The organism is Lysinibacillus sp. NPDC056185, from assembly GCF_047737915.1.
Lineage (GTDB): Bacteria > Bacillota > Bacilli > Bacillales_A > Planococcaceae > Lysinibacillus.
Map to the genome: position 1 here is coordinate 414,139 of NZ_JBLLLQ010000001.1, position 16,922 is coordinate 431,060.

The 16,922-nt window shown below is 38.8% G+C and carries 16 protein-coding genes; 2 read left to right on the forward strand and 14 right to left on the reverse strand.

Going from position 1 to position 16,922, the window contains the following annotated elements:
* Nucleotides 1-27: 27 nt before the first annotated feature.
* The 12 genes from ACMZ42_RS02070 to prsW form a co-directional block, all read right to left on the reverse strand.
* Nucleotides 28-300, reverse strand: a complete 273-nt coding sequence (locus ACMZ42_RS02070) for an HU family DNA-binding protein (RefSeq protein ID WP_004232618.1) — start codon at nt 298-300, stop codon at nt 28-30.
* A 199-nt stretch (nt 301-499) separates the two neighbouring features.
* A complete protein-coding gene (gene spoIVA / locus ACMZ42_RS02075) occupies nt 500-1,978 on the reverse strand; it encodes a stage IV sporulation protein A (protein ID WP_370075917.1) in 1,479 nt (492 codons plus the stop codon).
* Between the two features lie 91 nt (nt 1,979-2,069).
* A complete protein-coding gene (locus tag ACMZ42_RS02080; protein WP_370075919.1) occupies nt 2,070-2,861 on the reverse strand; it encodes a hypothetical protein in 792 nt (263 codons plus the stop codon).
* Between the two features lie 25 nt (nt 2,862-2,886).
* The gene (locus ACMZ42_RS02085; protein WP_370075921.1) at nt 2,887-3,096 is read right to left on the reverse strand and encodes a DUF2768 domain-containing protein; all 210 of its coding nucleotides are present in this window, start codon (nt 3,094-3,096) and stop codon (nt 2,887-2,889) included.
* 444 nt (nt 3,097-3,540) lie between these two features.
* Complete coding sequence (locus tag ACMZ42_RS02090; protein ID WP_415730382.1) at nt 3,541-4,557, reverse strand: NAD(P)H-dependent glycerol-3-phosphate dehydrogenase; 1,017 nt, start codon at nt 4,555-4,557, stop codon at nt 3,541-3,543.
* A gap of 195 nt (nt 4,558-4,752) precedes the next feature.
* Nucleotides 4,753-6,063: a ribosome biogenesis GTPase Der gene (gene der, locus ACMZ42_RS02095; protein ID WP_370075925.1), complete on the reverse strand. Its 1,311-nt coding sequence runs from the start codon at nt 6,061-6,063 to the stop codon at nt 4,753-4,755.
* A 237-nt stretch (nt 6,064-6,300) separates the two neighbouring features.
* On the reverse strand, nt 6,301-7,437 hold the full coding sequence (gene rpsA / locus ACMZ42_RS02100; protein WP_370075927.1) for a 30S ribosomal protein S1: 1,137 nt from the start codon (nt 7,435-7,437) through the stop codon (nt 6,301-6,303).
* A 102-nt stretch (nt 7,438-7,539) separates the two neighbouring features.
* Entirely contained in the window at nt 7,540-8,214 is a 675-nt protein-coding gene (cmk, locus tag ACMZ42_RS02105; protein WP_415730383.1) for a (d)CMP kinase, read from the reverse strand.
* 209 nt (nt 8,215-8,423) lie between these two features.
* Complete coding sequence (locus ACMZ42_RS02110) at nt 8,424-9,083, reverse strand: flagellar brake protein (protein ID WP_370075931.1); 660 nt, start codon at nt 9,081-9,083, stop codon at nt 8,424-8,426.
* Between the two features lie 84 nt (nt 9,084-9,167).
* Complete coding sequence (locus tag ACMZ42_RS02115) at nt 9,168-10,451, reverse strand: PepSY1/2 domain-containing protein (RefSeq protein ID WP_415730384.1); 1,284 nt, start codon at nt 10,449-10,451, stop codon at nt 9,168-9,170.
* A 15-nt stretch (nt 10,452-10,466) separates the two neighbouring features.
* Complete coding sequence (gene sleB, locus ACMZ42_RS02120) at nt 10,467-11,288, reverse strand: spore cortex-lytic enzyme (RefSeq protein ID WP_370075935.1); 822 nt, start codon at nt 11,286-11,288, stop codon at nt 10,467-10,469.
* A 482-nt stretch (nt 11,289-11,770) separates the two neighbouring features.
* Nucleotides 11,771-12,445: a glutamic-type intramembrane protease PrsW gene (gene prsW / locus ACMZ42_RS02125; RefSeq protein WP_370075937.1), complete on the reverse strand. Its 675-nt coding sequence runs from the start codon at nt 12,443-12,445 to the stop codon at nt 11,771-11,773.
* A 358-nt stretch (nt 12,446-12,803) separates the two neighbouring features.
* Here prsW and ACMZ42_RS02130 point away from each other — a divergent pair, with 358 nt between their 5' ends.
* A complete protein-coding gene (locus ACMZ42_RS02130; RefSeq protein ID WP_415730385.1) occupies nt 12,804-13,772 on the forward strand; it encodes an asparaginase in 969 nt (322 codons plus the stop codon).
* A gap of 21 nt (nt 13,773-13,793) precedes the next feature.
* Here the strand turns inward: ACMZ42_RS02130 and ACMZ42_RS02135 are convergent, their stop codons facing one another.
* Together ACMZ42_RS02135 and ACMZ42_RS02140 are read right to left on the reverse strand one after the other, a co-directional pair.
* Complete coding sequence (locus ACMZ42_RS02135; protein WP_415730386.1) at nt 13,794-15,335, reverse strand: aminotransferase class V-fold PLP-dependent enzyme; 1,542 nt, start codon at nt 15,333-15,335, stop codon at nt 13,794-13,796.
* Between the two features lie 4 nt (nt 15,336-15,339).
* Nucleotides 15,340-15,900: a glycerol-3-phosphate acyltransferase gene (locus ACMZ42_RS02140; RefSeq protein ID WP_415730387.1), complete on the reverse strand. Its 561-nt coding sequence runs from the start codon at nt 15,898-15,900 to the stop codon at nt 15,340-15,342.
* A 64-nt stretch (nt 15,901-15,964) separates the two neighbouring features.
* Here ACMZ42_RS02140 and ACMZ42_RS02145 point away from each other — a divergent pair, with 64 nt between their 5' ends.
* Nucleotides 15,965-16,429 carry a hypothetical protein gene (locus ACMZ42_RS02145; protein ID WP_415730388.1) on the forward strand — a complete coding sequence of 155 codons (465 nt, stop codon included), beginning with the start codon at nt 15,965-15,967 and terminating at the stop codon, nt 16,427-16,429.
* Nucleotides 16,430-16,922: the final 493 nt, after the last annotated feature.

The window sequence follows — 16,922 nt, forward strand, 5'->3', positions numbered from 1 at the left end:
CCGCTCTATGTAACTACTAGACGTGTATTATTTTACAGCATCTTTAAGCGCTTTACCTGGTTTGAAAGCAGGTACCTTGCTAGCAGCGATTTCGATTTCTTTACCAGTTTGTGGGTTACGACCTTTACGAGCCGCACGTTCACGTACTTCAAAGTTACCAAAACCAATTAATTGTACTTTGTCACCCTTTGCAAGAGCATCTTGAATTGTATCAAATACAGCTTCAACTGCTTTAGAAGCGTCTTTTTTAGAAAGACCTGCAGCTTCAGCAACAGAGTTTACTAATTCTGTTTTATTCACACCATTCACCTCCTCTCAAAGGGTCATGAACCAATTCTGTAAAAAGATTAACACATTGAAAACCGCTACGCAACTGTATTCATACATGATTATAACCAAAAAATGCGTTTTTCACCCAAAAAACAAAAATAACAGGACTTTTCGCATAAAAACGAAGAGCCCTGTAGTAATTTTTTGTGCTTTATTTTTCATTTTTTCACTACAAAATAAATGTAACTAATCCTCTATCCCCTTCATTCACCATACGTTCAATTGTTTGTCGCATCCGTTTTTTGGCTGTCGCTGGAACGGCATCCATTTTATAGCGTATTCCTTCTTTTAACACTTCATGTAGCGGAGTTCCAAAAAGTTGTGTACTCCATAAAGCTTCACGATCATGTAAATAGGCATGATTTAAATCCTTAAGTAATTGTTGACTATGGAATTCAGAGCCAATTAGTGGCGCGAATTCTGATTCCATATCTACACGAATGATATGGTATGATGGCGCTTTTGCCTTCATACGCACACCATAGAAATTATTTTGTTTAATGAGCTCTGGTGCTGTTGGCTCAAACTCCTGCATCATCGGCAATGTTACGCCATAACCTTTCGAATCTGCTTCACTAATAGCAGTTTTAAAGCGTTTTTGCGCCTCTTTTGCTTCTGCTGCCTCTTTAATAAATAGTAGCCAATCTCGCTTCGTCTCAATCGGCTCATCTAGCCATTCATTGCAAACCGACTTATATAGCTCACCTTGCAATGACACCCGAATAACTGCGGTCCCAACACCAGCATCCACATGCACCACTTCACTCTGGTCAATAAAATCAATGGCTTTAAAGGCATCTGATGCCTGCTGTACATCTCTAATTTTCATAATAGATGACAACACTTCTTCCATCGAATCAATTAATGCAACATTCAATGGGTGTGTTGCATCTAAAACATCTAACCAATCTGGTTTTTCCACTTCAATTGTTCGAATTGGAAATTCAAATAATGCTTCTTGCAAAATATACTGAATATCAGATGCACGCATTTGATCAATTGAAGTAGCAATTACTGGAACATTATAGCGCTCAAATAACTCATTTCGAAGCTGTACCGTTTCCTCTCGTGCTGGCATTTGGCAATTTAATACAATAACGAAAGGTTTTCCAATATCCATTAATTGTTCTACAATTTCCTCTTCAGCCTTTTCTGCCGCACGACGACTTATACCATTTACCGTGCCATCTGTTGTTACAACAATTCCAATATTGGCATGGTCACGAATAACTTTATCTGTGCCTATTTTTGCGGCTTCTTGGAAGGGGATAGGCTCTGTATGCCAAGGTGTATGCACATATTTCGGCCCATTTTCATCCTCATAGCCCTTTGTACCTTCAATGATATACCCAACGCAATCTGCTAAACGAATTTGGAATGACATTTCATCATCACCGACCGCAATACGTGTTGCTTGGGCAGGCACAAACTTCGGCTCAGCAGTCATAATGACTGGCCCCGGCGAACTTTGTGGCAACTCGTCTTGTGCACGCATTCTTTCTGTATCATCCACAATATTTGGTAACACGACCGCTTCCATAACCTTTTTTACAAATGTTGATTTACCTACACGTACTGGACCGACAACACCAATATAAACATCGCCATTTGTGCGCTCTGCAATTTCTCTAAATACTGCTTCACTCAAGGTTTCTGCCTCCTTTATCTACGCTTTTTCACTATATGCGAGCTGATAGATAAATATGAAAAGCTCCTCACAAATGTAAGGAGCTTAGTAACTAATCTTTTTTATTTTTGGATTCAGACTCTTGAATTGCTTTTTCTCTAGCTTTTTCTCTAGCTTTTTTTGCGTCACTATTATAGGCGTCCATAAAATAAATTGGCTCACCTTTTTCATCTACTGTATATGGTAAAGAATAAGCTGGTACTACTGGATATTTATCTACAAGTAGCTGACGAATATCATCTCCAGGCTTCACATTAGGCTTGTCTTCCTTTAGTAGTTGACCCAAATCAATTGAATAGTCCACATGCATTTCACCATCGCCTGTCATAAATATTGGTAATTCGGCACCAGAATAGGGGCTTTTCACAGTTACATCTGTTTTATAGCCCAATTCTTCAAAGTTAATTTGATATACATTATCAGAAGTCGCACCCTTTATCGGTAAATATTGGGTAGCAAGTTTTTGAATATTAATTTCACGAATTCGCTCTGCCGCATTTAAATCTACCAATTTTACTTTAGCTTCATTCTCAGGATCCCAAATAATATACTGGAAAATCCCACCCTTTTCATAGGCGTTCCCTGGAATTTGTGCAAGATATTTAGGCATTAGTCTTTCAAAATCAATTAAATATTTTATATATATATCTGTATCTAGCTCGCTATTTTTAATTGGAACTAGGCCTCCAGTTGCTTCACGGTATTCATCAACCGCACGCTGAACAGCAGCTAACTGGTCAGCATCAGGTACTAATTTCGCCCTTTTTTCATCCTCTGGATATGCACAACCTACTAGAAGCACTGCGGTTACGATTACCAAAAGAAAAGCACTTAGTTTTTTCATGTCACTTCCACCTCATCATTTTTTATCATGGCCATGTTGCTACAATTAGTACCATTAAAAATGTGCCAAGTCCAAACAGTATGTATGCAATTAAATTTACGATTGTACGTAAAAAAACGTTCGAAACCTTATTACGAGCTAAATAAATTAACCCGACAGATATAATCATAAAGCCGATACAATAAAATGATACCCACATTACATCAAGCGCAGGCAAATGTTTTAACGGACCCATTTAAGACAACCACCTTTCTTTAACGTCTCGAAACAATCAAAGTATATTATACTATGTGCTTTCGCTAAAAAGAAATAGTTGTCCTATAACTATCAATCAATTATGCCTCGGCATAATTGCGTCCGGAATCGCCTTTGTGCTTGCACAAAGAACTCCTTTTCGATTCCGTGACATCCGCCGGAGGCTTTAACTTCTTTCAGCGGGTGTTTGGACACTCTCTGAAAAGTAGCTTAAATCCGCATCATACCACCACCTACTGAGGTAGGAGACATCTGCTGAAAGAAGTTAAATGGACAACCTTTATAATTTTATAGATTATTCCATTAGAAGCACACAATAAGGTGTCTCAGTTATTTACTGAGACACCTTATTTATGTCCATTTTATGACAAACCTTATAGATCAGGTATAATGATTACCTATTTTACTCTACAAATATATATTATCAATATATCATGTCATCGATTTCTCGCTTTTTCATACGCATCATTAATGCATCAACCGCTACTTTCGGTTCTATATCACTAAATAGAACACTATATAGCTCAGTAGTTATTGGCATAGCAACGTCATATTTCTCTGCTAGTTGATAGGCAGCTTTTGTTGTGCGAACCCCTTCAACAACCATGCCCATTTGGTCTAGTACCTCTGGCAGTTTCATTCCTTGCCCCAGTAAATTACCCGCGCGCCAATTACGAGAGTGCACACTTGTACATGTTACAATTAAGTCTCCCATGCCTGTAAGTCCTGAGAATGTAAATGGATTCCCCCCCATTTTAACACCAAGACGTGAAATCTCAGCTAATCCTCGAGTAATTAGTGCCGCTTTGGCATTATCACCATAATTTAAGCCGTCTGAAATACCCGCAGCTAATGCGATTACGTTTTTTAAGGCGCCACCTATTTCTACGCCAATCACATCTTTGTTTGTGTAGACGCGGAAAAATTGATTCATAAATAAATCCTGTACTTTTTCTGCGGCTTCAATGCTTGCACAAGCGGCTGTAACAGTTGTCGGGTGGTGTAAGACAACTTCCTCTGCATGACTTGGACCTGAAAGTACAACAACTTCTTCTACAAATTCAGGTGGTAAACTTTCTACTAAAATTTCTGAAATTCGTTTTAATGTATCGGGTTCAATTCCCTTCGATACATGAACAAACAGTACTTTTTTATCAAGTGTTGCGATCATTTTTTCACATACTTCTCGAATAGCCTTAGTAGGCACGGCTACGACAATTGTCTCCGAATGAGCAACTGCCTTAGCAATATCGCTTGTCGCATACAAATTTGTCGGTAGTACCATTTCAGGTAAATACTTCCTATTTGTATGCAGGTTGTTAATTTCTTCAGCTTGATCTGTTCGATGAGTCCATAGAAGTGTATCATGCCCATTTTCTGCAAGCACCATCGCAAGCGCTGAACCCCATGAGCCTGCCCCTAACACACAAACTTTTTCCATTCAAAAACCTCCCTTGTTTTGAAAAGACAATTCACTCCTATTAGTTACAAAAAATGCTAGAGAAAGGCTTATAACAGTAAAGCTTTCAAAGCAATCTTATTAGTAGACATTAGAAAAATTATTCTTTCCTCTCTTGTAAAAAGACGCCACCCAACAATAATTGTCGGGTTGGCGTATTGTATGTGTATATTTTTCCTAAGCACGAGCACGGGTAATTAAACGAATTGGCGTTCCTTCAAAATCAAATGTTTCTCGAATACGATTTTCTAAAAATCGTTCATAAGAGAAATGCATTAGCTCTGGCTCATTAACAAACACCACAAAAGTAGGTGGCTGTATCGCAACTTGGGTAGCATAGTAGATGCGAAGACGGCGGCCTTTATCAGTTGGTGCTGGGTTGCGTGCCACTGCATCCTCAATCACTTCATTAAGGATAGATGATTGAATACGCATTGCATGGTTCTCACTTACACGTTGTATAATCGGTAAAATTTGATGTACACGTTGCTTTGTATTGGCCGAAACAAAAATAATTGGTGCGTAGTCTAAGAATAAGAAATGCTCGCGAATTTGTTGTGTAAAGACGTTCATTGTTTTTTCGTCTTTTTCAACAGCATCCCATTTATTAACAACAATAACAATAGCTTTTCCTGCTTCGTGCGCATAGCCTGCAATTTTTTTATCTTGCTCTTGGATGCCTTCTTCTGCATTAAGAACAACTAAAACAACATCAGAGCGTTCAATTGCACGTAACGCACGCAATACAGAGTATTTCTCTGTCGTTTCGTATACTTTTCCTTTTTTACGCATACCGGCAGTATCAATAATGACATATTCCTGTCCATCATACTCATATGGCGTGTCAATAGCATCTCGAGTAGTACCCGCTATATTACTAACAATTACGCGGTCTTGGCCTAAAAATGCATTTACTAACGAAGATTTCCCCACATTTGGACGACCAATTAACGAGAATTTAATAACTTCGTCCCCATATTGATCTTCATCTTCCTTAGGGAAATGTTTTGCACATTCATCCAATAAATCCCCTAAGCCTAAGCCGTGAGAACCAGAAATTGGCCAAGGTTCACCAAAGCCAAGCGCATAGAAATCATAAATCATCTCACGCATGTCCGGGTTATCAATTTTATTCACTGCTAAAACGACCGGTTTTTTTGTTTTGTATAAAATTTTTGCTACTTGCTCATCAGCAGCTGTTACACCTTCACGGCCATTTGTCATAAAGACAATAACGTCCGCCTCATCAATGGCAATCTCTGCTTGTTGACGAATTTGTTCTAAAAACGGTTCGTCCCCAATCTCAATACCACCTGTATCAATAATATTAAAATCATGTGCTAACCACTCTGCCGAACTATAAATACGGTCGCGTGTAACTCCTGGAATGTCTTCCACAATCGATACACGTTCTCCAACGATACGATTAAAAATCGTCGACTTACCTACGTTCGGACGACCTACGATGGCTACTACTGGTTTCGTCATCTGTACTTCATCCTTCCAACTTCTTGTCTTTCGCTATTATACACGAAAAATGCCATTATATCATATCATATCCATAAACGAGCGCGCTATGTACCGTTCTATTCATCTCTCTGGTATTTTTTTCATCATTTCCTCTTAAATTTGGTGGTTCGATGTGGCTCTTTGGCTCTTTGACTCTTCTATCTATTTTCCTCCATAAAAAAGCGAGGACACAAACTGCATCCTCGCATGTCTAGTTTATTTAAAATTTTTCAGTTTATCGCCAATGACATCACCGAAAGAGAAGCCTGTGTTTTCTTCTGGTAATTCATAGTCGACTACTTCCTCTGCCTCAGGGTTTTCAAGTAAATCCTTAATACTTAATGCTAAGCGACCTTCTTCAGCATTAACGTCAAGCACTTTTACTTGTACATCTTGTCCCTCTTTTAGCGCTTCGTGTGGCGTGTTAATATGCTTATGCGCGATTTGTGAAATATGCACTAAACCTTCTACACCTGGGAAAACTTCAACAAATGCTCCAAATGAAGTAAGTCGTTTTACTTTTCCATCTAGCACTGTTCCTTTAGCTGCACGCTCTTCGATGTTCGACCAAGGACCAGGAATCGTTTCTTTAATGGATAGCGAAATACGCTCATTTTCTGGGTCTACAGAAAGAACTTTTACCTTCACCTCTTGTCCTTCCGATAAAACCTCGCTCACATCACTCACATGCTCATGAGACACTTGTGAAATATGCACAAGGCCATCAATACCACCAAGGTCAATAAATGCACCAAATGATGCGATACGCTGTACTTTACCATCTAAAACATCGCCAGTTTTAATTTGATTAATAACATCTTTCTTTTGAGAAGCTTTTTCAGCTTCCACTACAGCACGATGTGATAAAATCAAGCGATTTTTTTCTTTATCTAGCTCAACAATTTTAAAGCTAAGAGATTTACCTTTATAGTCTTCAAAATCATCAACAAAGTGGTCTTCTACTAGGGATGCTGGAACGAAGCCACGTACTCCTAAATCAACGACAAGACCGCCTTTAACAATATCTTTTACTTCCGCTTCGAAAATTTCCTCAGCGTTGAATTGTTGTTCAAGTGTATCCCATGCTTTTACAGCATCTACTTTGCGTTTTGATAATACATAGTTTTCTTCTTCAACTTTTGTAATCATCAACTCTAACTCATCTCCAACAGAAATTACGTCAGACGCTTTTTCAATGTGTAAGCTTGATAATTCACTTATTGGTACAATACCGTCAAATGGTGCACCTGGAATTGAAACAGTTACCGCTTTTTCATCAACTTGCTCTGCAATACCTTTGACGATATCACCTTCGTTAAACGTTTGTTCTGCATAGTTCATTTCTTCAGACATATGTAACCCTCCTTCGCATCTTCCCTTACTATTTTATTCGAAATTGAAGATAAAGACAAAAATAAATCCTTTAAATTCAAAAAATGTCTGAAATTTTAGGATTTATACCATTTTTTCTTGCGCTAATTTTAAAATGGCCTGTGCTGCTTCATCAATTGACAATGCTGTCGTATCTAAAAATACGGCATTTTCCGCTTGAATTAGTGGCGATGCTTCACGCTCGCTATCCATTTTATCGCGCAGGGCAATTTCTTCTTGAAGCTTTTCAATAGAAGATTCGATTCCTCGTTTTTGATTGTCCATAAAACGACGTCTTGCTCTCTCTTCTACAGTTGCGGACATAAAAATTTTTAGTTCTGCAGTCTTTAATACATGCGTAGCAATATCGCGCCCATCCATAACAACACCACCATTAGCCGCAAGCTTTTGTTGCTGTGCTACTAATAGTTCACGTACTTTAGCATGTGCCGCTACTTGTGAAACAGATGAAGTTACCTCATTAGATCGAATTTCTGCCGACACGTTCTTCCCGTCTAAAAAGACAAGTTGTCCTTCAGCAGAAGGCTTTAATTCAATTGTGCTGGATGCTAGCATTTCTGCTAATTTTGTTTCATCATCTAAATGTATGTTTTGTTGCATTGCTTTATACGTCACAGCACGATACATAGCACCTGTGTCGATATAAGTAAATCCAAGTGCCTCTGCAACAATTTTCGCGATTGTGCTTTTCCCAGCACCAGCCGGTCCATCAATCGCAATTTGAATGTTTTTCTTCATATTTTCCCCTACTTTCTAACACACCATATTGTATCATAAAAAAGCCCTCTTTAAGCAGAGGGCTTTCTGAAATCAAAATACTACTCGATTTGAAGGTAATGTAAACTCCCTACAGAAATTTCATGGAATTTCCTACTCACCAATAGAGGTTGGGAAGACCAATCAATTATGCCACGGCATAATTGCGTCCAGAATCGGCTTTGTAAAAATCAAGCATCAAAAGGATTTATTTCTTTACGACGATTCACTAATTGACGTTCAAAACAGAAACGAACAATATGCTGTTGGTCTACATCATCGGTATCTGTTAGTTGAATAGTTGCAATTTTTTTATCATCTTTTTCGTATATACGAACAACCATCGCGTCTGTGACCACGTATTTTACATCCCCATTGGCATATGGTAAAACGATTGTTAGCTGAACCTCATCACCATCTTGGAAAGCAATTGCCCCTTTCAAGATCACTGCCAAACCACCTGCGCTAATGTCCGATGTTACTAGCTGATATTTGTAATCCTTAAACTTTATCGCTACATCCACAGGCGTTTCCACACGTACATATTCACGACGTTGAATTTTGATAAAGTCATCTGCCTGTGGACAATGCAACATAATCATAGGTATATTACCAGCTTTACGTCCAATCACTTCAGTATTGAAAGCAAATGATTGTTTATCCTCCGTGCGAAAAGTTGCTCTAAATTCAGAACCATCTATTAAAAAAGCTGTTTTCTTTGTGGCAACATTTATTGGATAATCGATATAAACAATATTTTCTTTTTGTTCTACAACTTTACAGCGGAATTTTTCAACACTCTCTGTATAAGTTGGTTCTAGTTCTAATTGTGTACCAATTTTTATTTCCATGAGCATCTCCCCGAACACAAATATACATTTATTATCGCACGAGATGCCCAATTTGGCTATATAGACTGGTAGTTTTTTCTTATATTAAGTTAAATATTCCACTTTTAAAACATTGTGATTTTCAGCGTCAATAACAATTCGGAATGTTTCTTGCGCGTTTTTATCACGGACCGCAATTACCTCATAACAAAGACGTTGTTCAAATGAGCCGTTATCTGTATAAATATTTTTCACTTCTTGTACTTTCACATCATCATCGAAGAAAGTTCTCCAATCAATTGGTTTTGGAGTTTGTGGTTTAATCGTCTCTGCCTGAATATATTCCATCGCATTTGCACCAAGTAACTCGCCTGTATCCTTAGCAAGTTTCAATTGCACCCCATCTGCATAAATCAATGCATTATCGCCAGGGTGAACACGTGCAAATGTCACATGCCACGCTTGATGGTTTTCACGAGATTCCACAAATGCAACATCATTCATCCCAAGTCGTTTTACATATTCTTCAGCTTTTTTCATGATTTCATCTTGTGATAGCCTTGCTTCATCTACTGGACGTTCCACTAAATAGGATATTAAATGTCCACCCTTTTCTGTTAGATCGACATATCCTAAACGAATATCTTGGTGGAATTGGATATGATAAAACGGATATGGTGCAGTATCGCTACTTTTCGTCACAGTAAATGTTGCATCTTTTATGATAGGGAATAATTGTTTTACTTTTTCCAACGCTTCTTTTTCAGTAATGACTGAATCTTGTAAGGCTTTAAGATCTATTTTTTTCTGCCAATCTGATTCGCTTAATGTAAGCGGGAAGTCTTTTTCACTGTAACCCTTTAATGTCTTTTGTACATTATCAAAAGTTGTATTTGGATTTTTCGTATCTACTTGTCTTAACCAGACATCCATTTTACCGTTATTTTTATAAAAATCTACTGTTGCAGCTGACCATTCATCTGAAAGTGATTGTAAATTCGTTGAGACTTGTGGCATTTTTTCTCGCCAAGCTTTATAATCACCAGTTTTAGATGTTTTCTTTGCCTCATCTCCTAGACGTCCTAAGTAACTTAGCCAGTCGTTCGACATTTCCTGCCCGATAGGAATATTCGACATGGAAGATCGAACGTCAGAGCTTAGTCGCCAAACGGAATCTAACTCATTGTGAATGGCATTGTCATCCCGAAACAATAGAGATTGTGAAACTGCTTGTTGTAGATGAGATAATTTCTCGGATGCATCCGTTAAATTATCTGTGTACTGAGCTAGCACAGTACGTTGTAAACTTGCATTTTTTCCGTGCATATTAATGCTATATGCCCCTAATCCAATAACTGCCGCAGTGAGTATAACGAGCATAGTTCTCATTTTTTTCCTCCTTTCTTATGAACAGAAAATATGTTCTCCAATTCGTTTAATTTGAGGTCGTGACCAAATCCACTTACTTGTTGCTGTTTTCGGATTAAAATAATACAGTGCATTTTCCGAAGGATCCCATCCATTCATAGCATCAAGAACTGCTTCTTTTGCACGTTCATTTGGTTCAAGCCAAATTTGCCCATCTGCCACTGCAGTAAATGCTAGTGGCTGGAAAATAATACCTGAAATAGTATTTGGGAATTCAGGACTTTCCAAACGATTTAAAATAACAGCCGCTACAGCCACTTGACCTTCATAAGGCTCTCCCCTAGCTTCACCATAAACCGCATTCGCTATTAACTGTACATCTCTGTCAGTATACTTTGGAGGTACTTGAGTTTTAGTCCCATTATTATTAGTACTGCCACTACTTTTACCTCCTCCACCACCGCCACCAGTGTTTGTTTTCACTTGCTGTTCAAGTGGCGTTCCACCATAATAAGTAAATTGATTTCCTGCATTTAATTGCGCTTTTACCCATCCTTCATCGTAATCTGAATAACCCGATAAAGTTTTTTTAGTTTTAGCACCGGCTATTCCATCTACTGGTAAACCATATTTCTCTTGGAAAATTCGTAAAGCCCAATATGTGTTATAGCCAAATTTTCCATCAATTTTACTTTTATAAAATCCTAAGTATTGTAGCCTTGCCTGTAGCTCAATTACATCATCTCCATAAGCACCACGAGAAATCTGTTGCTCGGTAAATGCAATGGCGTCATTTTGCGGAATAGCAAATATACTAATCCCCAACATCAAAGCAAAAACTATGCTTACTAAACGCATTATCATCACTCCTTTTTTTCATAGCTTGAAACAAACGACTCATTTTATACATATCAATTTTGCCTCGGCAAAATTGCGTCTGGAATCGGCTTTGTGCTTAGGCCTGCAGATGTTTTTTGCGCGAAAGCGAAGCGGCAGCGGCACCGATGCAGGTCAGTTAGCCGTTAAGAACTCCTTTCCGATTCCGTGACATCCGCCGGAGGCTTTAGGCCGACACGAAGTTGGTCACTCAGTCGTTGCCACAGGACGTGGCGTTCTTAGACTGAGTTCCTTTATTTCAGCAATTTTTTTGTAGCGAAAGCGAAGCGTCAGCTACAGGTGTTTGGACACCCGCTGAAAAGTAACTTAAATCCGTATTCATCTCACCACCTATAGAGGAAGAAGATTCCTATACCTGTCGCTACGCTTTCGGTACAAAGGAACATTTGCTGAAAGAAGTTAAAAATAGAAAAGCGCAGAAATCTTTTTTAGATTTCTACGCTTTATATTTTTTTATGCATATGCAAATGTTGTACTAGGTGATAGTGAGCGAGCTTGACTTTCCGTAGCCCAAACCACCACAAAAATAGCATAAAAGGGATCATTAAATATACCCAATACCCTTTGAATGATAAAATTGTATTATATAAAATGTGTAATACTACCGGTGCACATAGCGCCATAGCAATCATTTCTTTCGTCTTTGCAAGCTTAGAAAACTTGGCACGTCCATAATAATAGCCCATTACAACACCGAACAAAGCATGACTCGATACAGGTAATAATGCACGCATAAATGCAGTATTCAAACCGAAAGAAAATAAATAAAGCACATTTTCTATCGTAGCAAAACCAAGAGATATACTTGCACCATACAGTATGCCATCATAAGGATCATCGAATTCTACATGATTGTAGATTGCGATCAAAAGAACAAACCATTTAAAAAACTCTTCAACTACACTAGAAAAAACTACATCTTGTAGATAAAGATAACGAAAGACCCCTTCCTCTGTTAGTACATATTGTAAGAACAAGATTGGGAACGTTAAAAATGCGCCATACAAAAACGTTTGAAGTAAGGTTTTTCTTGGCTCCGTTGCCATCTGATTGCGCAAATAAAAGTAACTAAAAAGCGCTAGACCGGGAGCAATGGCAGCTGATAATAAAATGATCATGATGCCGGCTCCTTTCAAAAAATCAATTTCGCCTTGACATATTTATGTTAAGATTTTAAAATTCGTGACATCCTTCTAAAGTATTAACAAATATTTTCTGCGCAAAAGCGAAGCGACAGCGCATAATGTTGGTTAACTTTGGCGTTTTCAAAGGATGTAAAATTCCATATCCTAAGTTTATCTTTATCTACCGAATATTGGACACCTGCATAAAAAATATATCCGTATATCTCAGGTGGAAAACTTATTAGACTTAAGCTTCCGTTTTCGACAATAAATATCTATTACATGAAGATAAACTGCTATTATTATACCATGATATGACATAAAACTTTTTAAAAGGAGATAAATATTTTTTATGAAAAAAACAATTTTATTAATTCATACAGGTGGAACAATTTCTATGGCGATGAGTGATGAAGGTGCCGTTATGCCAAACAAGGAAAATCCTCTAATGAAGGAGAGCAGTAAACTTGATGCACTTGCCACAATTATTGAAATGGAGGCTTTTAACCTCCCATCACCACATATTACACAAAAAGAAATGCTTAAATTACGTAATCTTATAATCGAAAAAGTTGCAGAGGAGAAAATTGATGGCGTTGTTATCACTCATGGTACTGATACATTAGAAGAAACAGCTTATTTTTTAGAGTTAACGACTGATTTATCAATTCCTATTGTCTTAACAGGTGCAATGCGCTCCTCAAACGAACTCGGTGCAGACGGTATTTATAATTTAGTAGAAGCCGTTCGTGTGGCCGTTGATGAAGAAGCTCGAGAGAAAGGTGTGCTTGTTGTCATGAATGACGAGGTCCACCTTGCTGTTAACACTACAAAAACAAGCACTAGTTCGGTAAATACCTTTCAGTCACCTCAATATGGCCCGATTGGACTTATTACAAAATCAAGAATATTATTTCATCATGCCCCTCTCCGCCGTCAATATGTAGAAATTGATGGATTATCAAAACGAGTAGCCATGCTGAAAGTGTATGCTGGTATGGAGGATGACTTACTTAATGTAGTACTCGCATGTAAATACGATGGCGTGGTGTTAGAAGGCCTTGGACAAGGCAACGTCCCTCCAACAGTTGTTAAAGGTATTGAAAGTCTTTTAGAGCGCGGTATTCCTGTTATACTCGTATCCCGTTGTTTTAATGGTATCGCAGAAGGAGTTTATGGCTATGTTGGCGGTGGCAAAATGCTCGAAGACTTAGGAGCTATATTTGCAACTGGTATCAATGGTCAAAAGGCGCGACTAAAATTATTAATTGGGCTCAACAAAGTAGGAACTCCTCTTGATTTAAAGGAATTTTTCATGTAAGACTATTGTATTCAATTAGGCTTATGCCTCTACAATTTGCTTATAATAATTCAAGATTTTATGTAAATGATGGATTGCTATCTCAAAGTCCGGTTGAATAACAGAGAGCTGTATGAAATCTCTTTGACGTAAGTATTGACTATCTGCATGAACATAATAACCATTTAAATTTAAATCACTCTGTAGATTTGCCAAAGTCTTAGGAAGTTGTAAAGTGACCAACATCGGATACGGTCTAGTTGAAACTTGGTAGTGCATAAATGGTAGTTGCAGTAATGTTTTAAAACGTTGCTGTAACTGTCCATATCTTTCTGGATATGCTTGTAATGCTGCAGTAACATTTGCAACAAGTACTGCTGGTAATGTAAATGGAATCTCACCTTGCTGGTAAATAGCTAAATCGAGATAAGCAGGTAATGTTGAAGAAGATTTCACAATGTTTTGCGAAAAAACAAAAGCCAAACCACTGAGCGCACCAATTGCTTTTCCACTCACCGCAGTCGCTAAATAACAATCTTTTAAAGAAAATGGCATTGCTCCGAAAGAACTAATGCTATCAATGCAAAGCTTAATATTATATCGCTTTGTAAGCTGTAAAATTTCCTTAATATCATTACAAGTACCAGTCGACGTTTCTCCATGCACTGCAAGAAGCCATTGATAAGATCTTTTTTGCAAATAAGCGTCCAAAATATTTGTATCAAAGGAACTTCCCCAATCTTGCTCCATTACATCAAAATCCAATGACCATCTCTCTGCTTGCTTCCGAAGACGTTCTCCAAACTCTCCATTTGTTAAAATTAGTCCACGCCCTAATTGTTGAGCCTTCAATTGCCCGAGCATAACTTCATTTGCCAATGTCCCAGTCCCTACAATTGTAGCTACATGCTCCGCTCCTGATAATTGAAGCAACTTATTTCTCATTTGCTCAAATAATGATTGAAAGCCTAATGAACGATGAGAAAGCTCTGAATACATAAATGATTCTCTTTGTTTCACTGGACCTGGATAAAAAGTATGGCACTCCTTCGCAAGTCTTTGCTGTAAAGATTTTTCAAACTGCTGTCTAGTTAATACCATTGGTAAAAATAAAGCACCCTCTGTCCCTGTAGCAGGTGCAAATTGGGTAAAGCCCATTTGCTTATACAGCTTCTCTTCACGAGTAGTACCTGAGATAACCGCTGCCGAATAACCTTTTTCATACGCAAAAGCAGTCAATGCCTGCGTCAATTTCAGCAGTACTCTTCCTGTTCGGTAAGCCTTCTTAACGGCAAGCAATCTAATTTCACATAGCTTAGTACTAATCTCTTTTGATAAATACTGCTCAACCTTTCCTATCTTTTCATCAATTGAGAACGGCCTCTGATCTCTAAATGCAAGCATGCCTATAAGTTCTATTCCTTTATAAACAACAATATACGTATTTTCATGATGAAAACGGTCAACTTTTTTCCTTTCAGAGTTTGGTTTATGCTGTGGAATTTCTTCGACAAAGGTTTCATAATTTAATCGTGCAATTTCCTCAAACTCCACTTCTGTATGCGCAATTTTACACCAATACATATAATCACTTCCTTCTCTCTAAAGACTCTTTAATATTCGACATATGTTTAATAAGCATAAAACTTATTGCTACTAGTATCGGTATGTATAACAGTAATTTATCTGTATAAACAATCGCTCCAACATATAAAACAAAGCCACCTAACATACTAAGTGTTAAACTTCTAGTTACACCAAGCGTAATAGCTGTCCCTGCAACCATCATGAAAAATAAGCTCGGAGATAATGTCAGACCTACACCTATAAAAGTTACTACTCCTTTTCCCCCATTAAACTTAAGCCAAAACGGAAACATATGACCAAGCATGCCCAAACTAGCGCCTAACACAATTACCCATTCTTCGAAATGCAATAAACGCCCTACACCAACAATGAGTGCACCTTTTAAAGAGTCCCCTAAAAAAGTCCATAGAAAAGCACCTTTCCCAATCACACTACCAGCATTTCTAGCCCCTAAGTTTCTACTTCTTTCTTCCTGTAAATTAACACCATATGCTTTTCCAACGACATACGCCGTCATAAAGTTCCCTGTAATATAACTAAGAATCCAATATAATCCAAGCATTCTTTCACACCTTTTTTTCTCAACTTCCATTAGAGAAATTATGTATTAACACCTTAACGCGGGGGTGATTTCCTTACGACTGGGCGCTTTCCTGGAGGCATTCGATGAGCGATTCGTTCTCTTTCCGTCGCTCTGGCCCTTCTATCCGTCGCTTCAATCTCTTTCCGTCGTTCTTGCCCTTCTATCCGTCGTTTCGGCTCTTTCATCCGTCGCTCTGGCTCTTCTATCCGTCGATTCAGCTCTTTCATCCGTCGCTCTGACCCTTCTATCCGTCACTTCAATCTCTTTCCGTCGTTCTGGCCCTTCTATCCGTCGCTTCGGCTCTTTCATCCGTCGCTTTGGCTCTTCTATCCGTCGCTTCGGCTCTTTCATCCGTCGCTCTTGCCCTTCTATCCGTCGATTCAGCTCTTTCATCCGTCGCTCTGACCCTTCTATCCGTCGCTCTGGCTCTTCTATCCGTCGCTTCAATCTCTTTCCGTCGCTCTTGCCCTTCTATCCGTCGCTTCGGCTCTTCTTTCCATCGCTCTGACCCTTCTATCCGTCGCTTCAATCTCTTTCCGTCGCTCTGGCCCTTCTATCCGTCGCTCTGACCCTTCTATCCGTCGCTCTGGCTCTTCTATCCGTCGCTTCAATCTCTTTCCGTCGCTCTTGCCCTTCTATCCGTCGATTCGGCTCTTCTTTCCATCGCTCTGACCCTTCTATCCGTCGCTTCAATCTCTTTCCGTCGCTCTGGCCCTTCTATCCGTCGATTCAGCTCTTTCATCCGTCTCTCTGACCCTTCTATCCGTCACTTCAATCTCTTTCCGTCGTTCTGGCCCTTCTATCCGTCGATTCGGCTCTTTCATCCGTCGCTTTGGCTCTTCTATCCGTCGCTTCGTTCTCTTTCCGTCGCTCTTGCCCTTCTATCCGTCGATTCAGCTCTTTCATCCGTCGCTCTGACCCTTCTATCCGTCGCTCTGGCTCTTCTATCCGTCGCTTCAATCTCTTTCCGTCGCTCTTGCCCTTCTATCCGTCGATTCGGC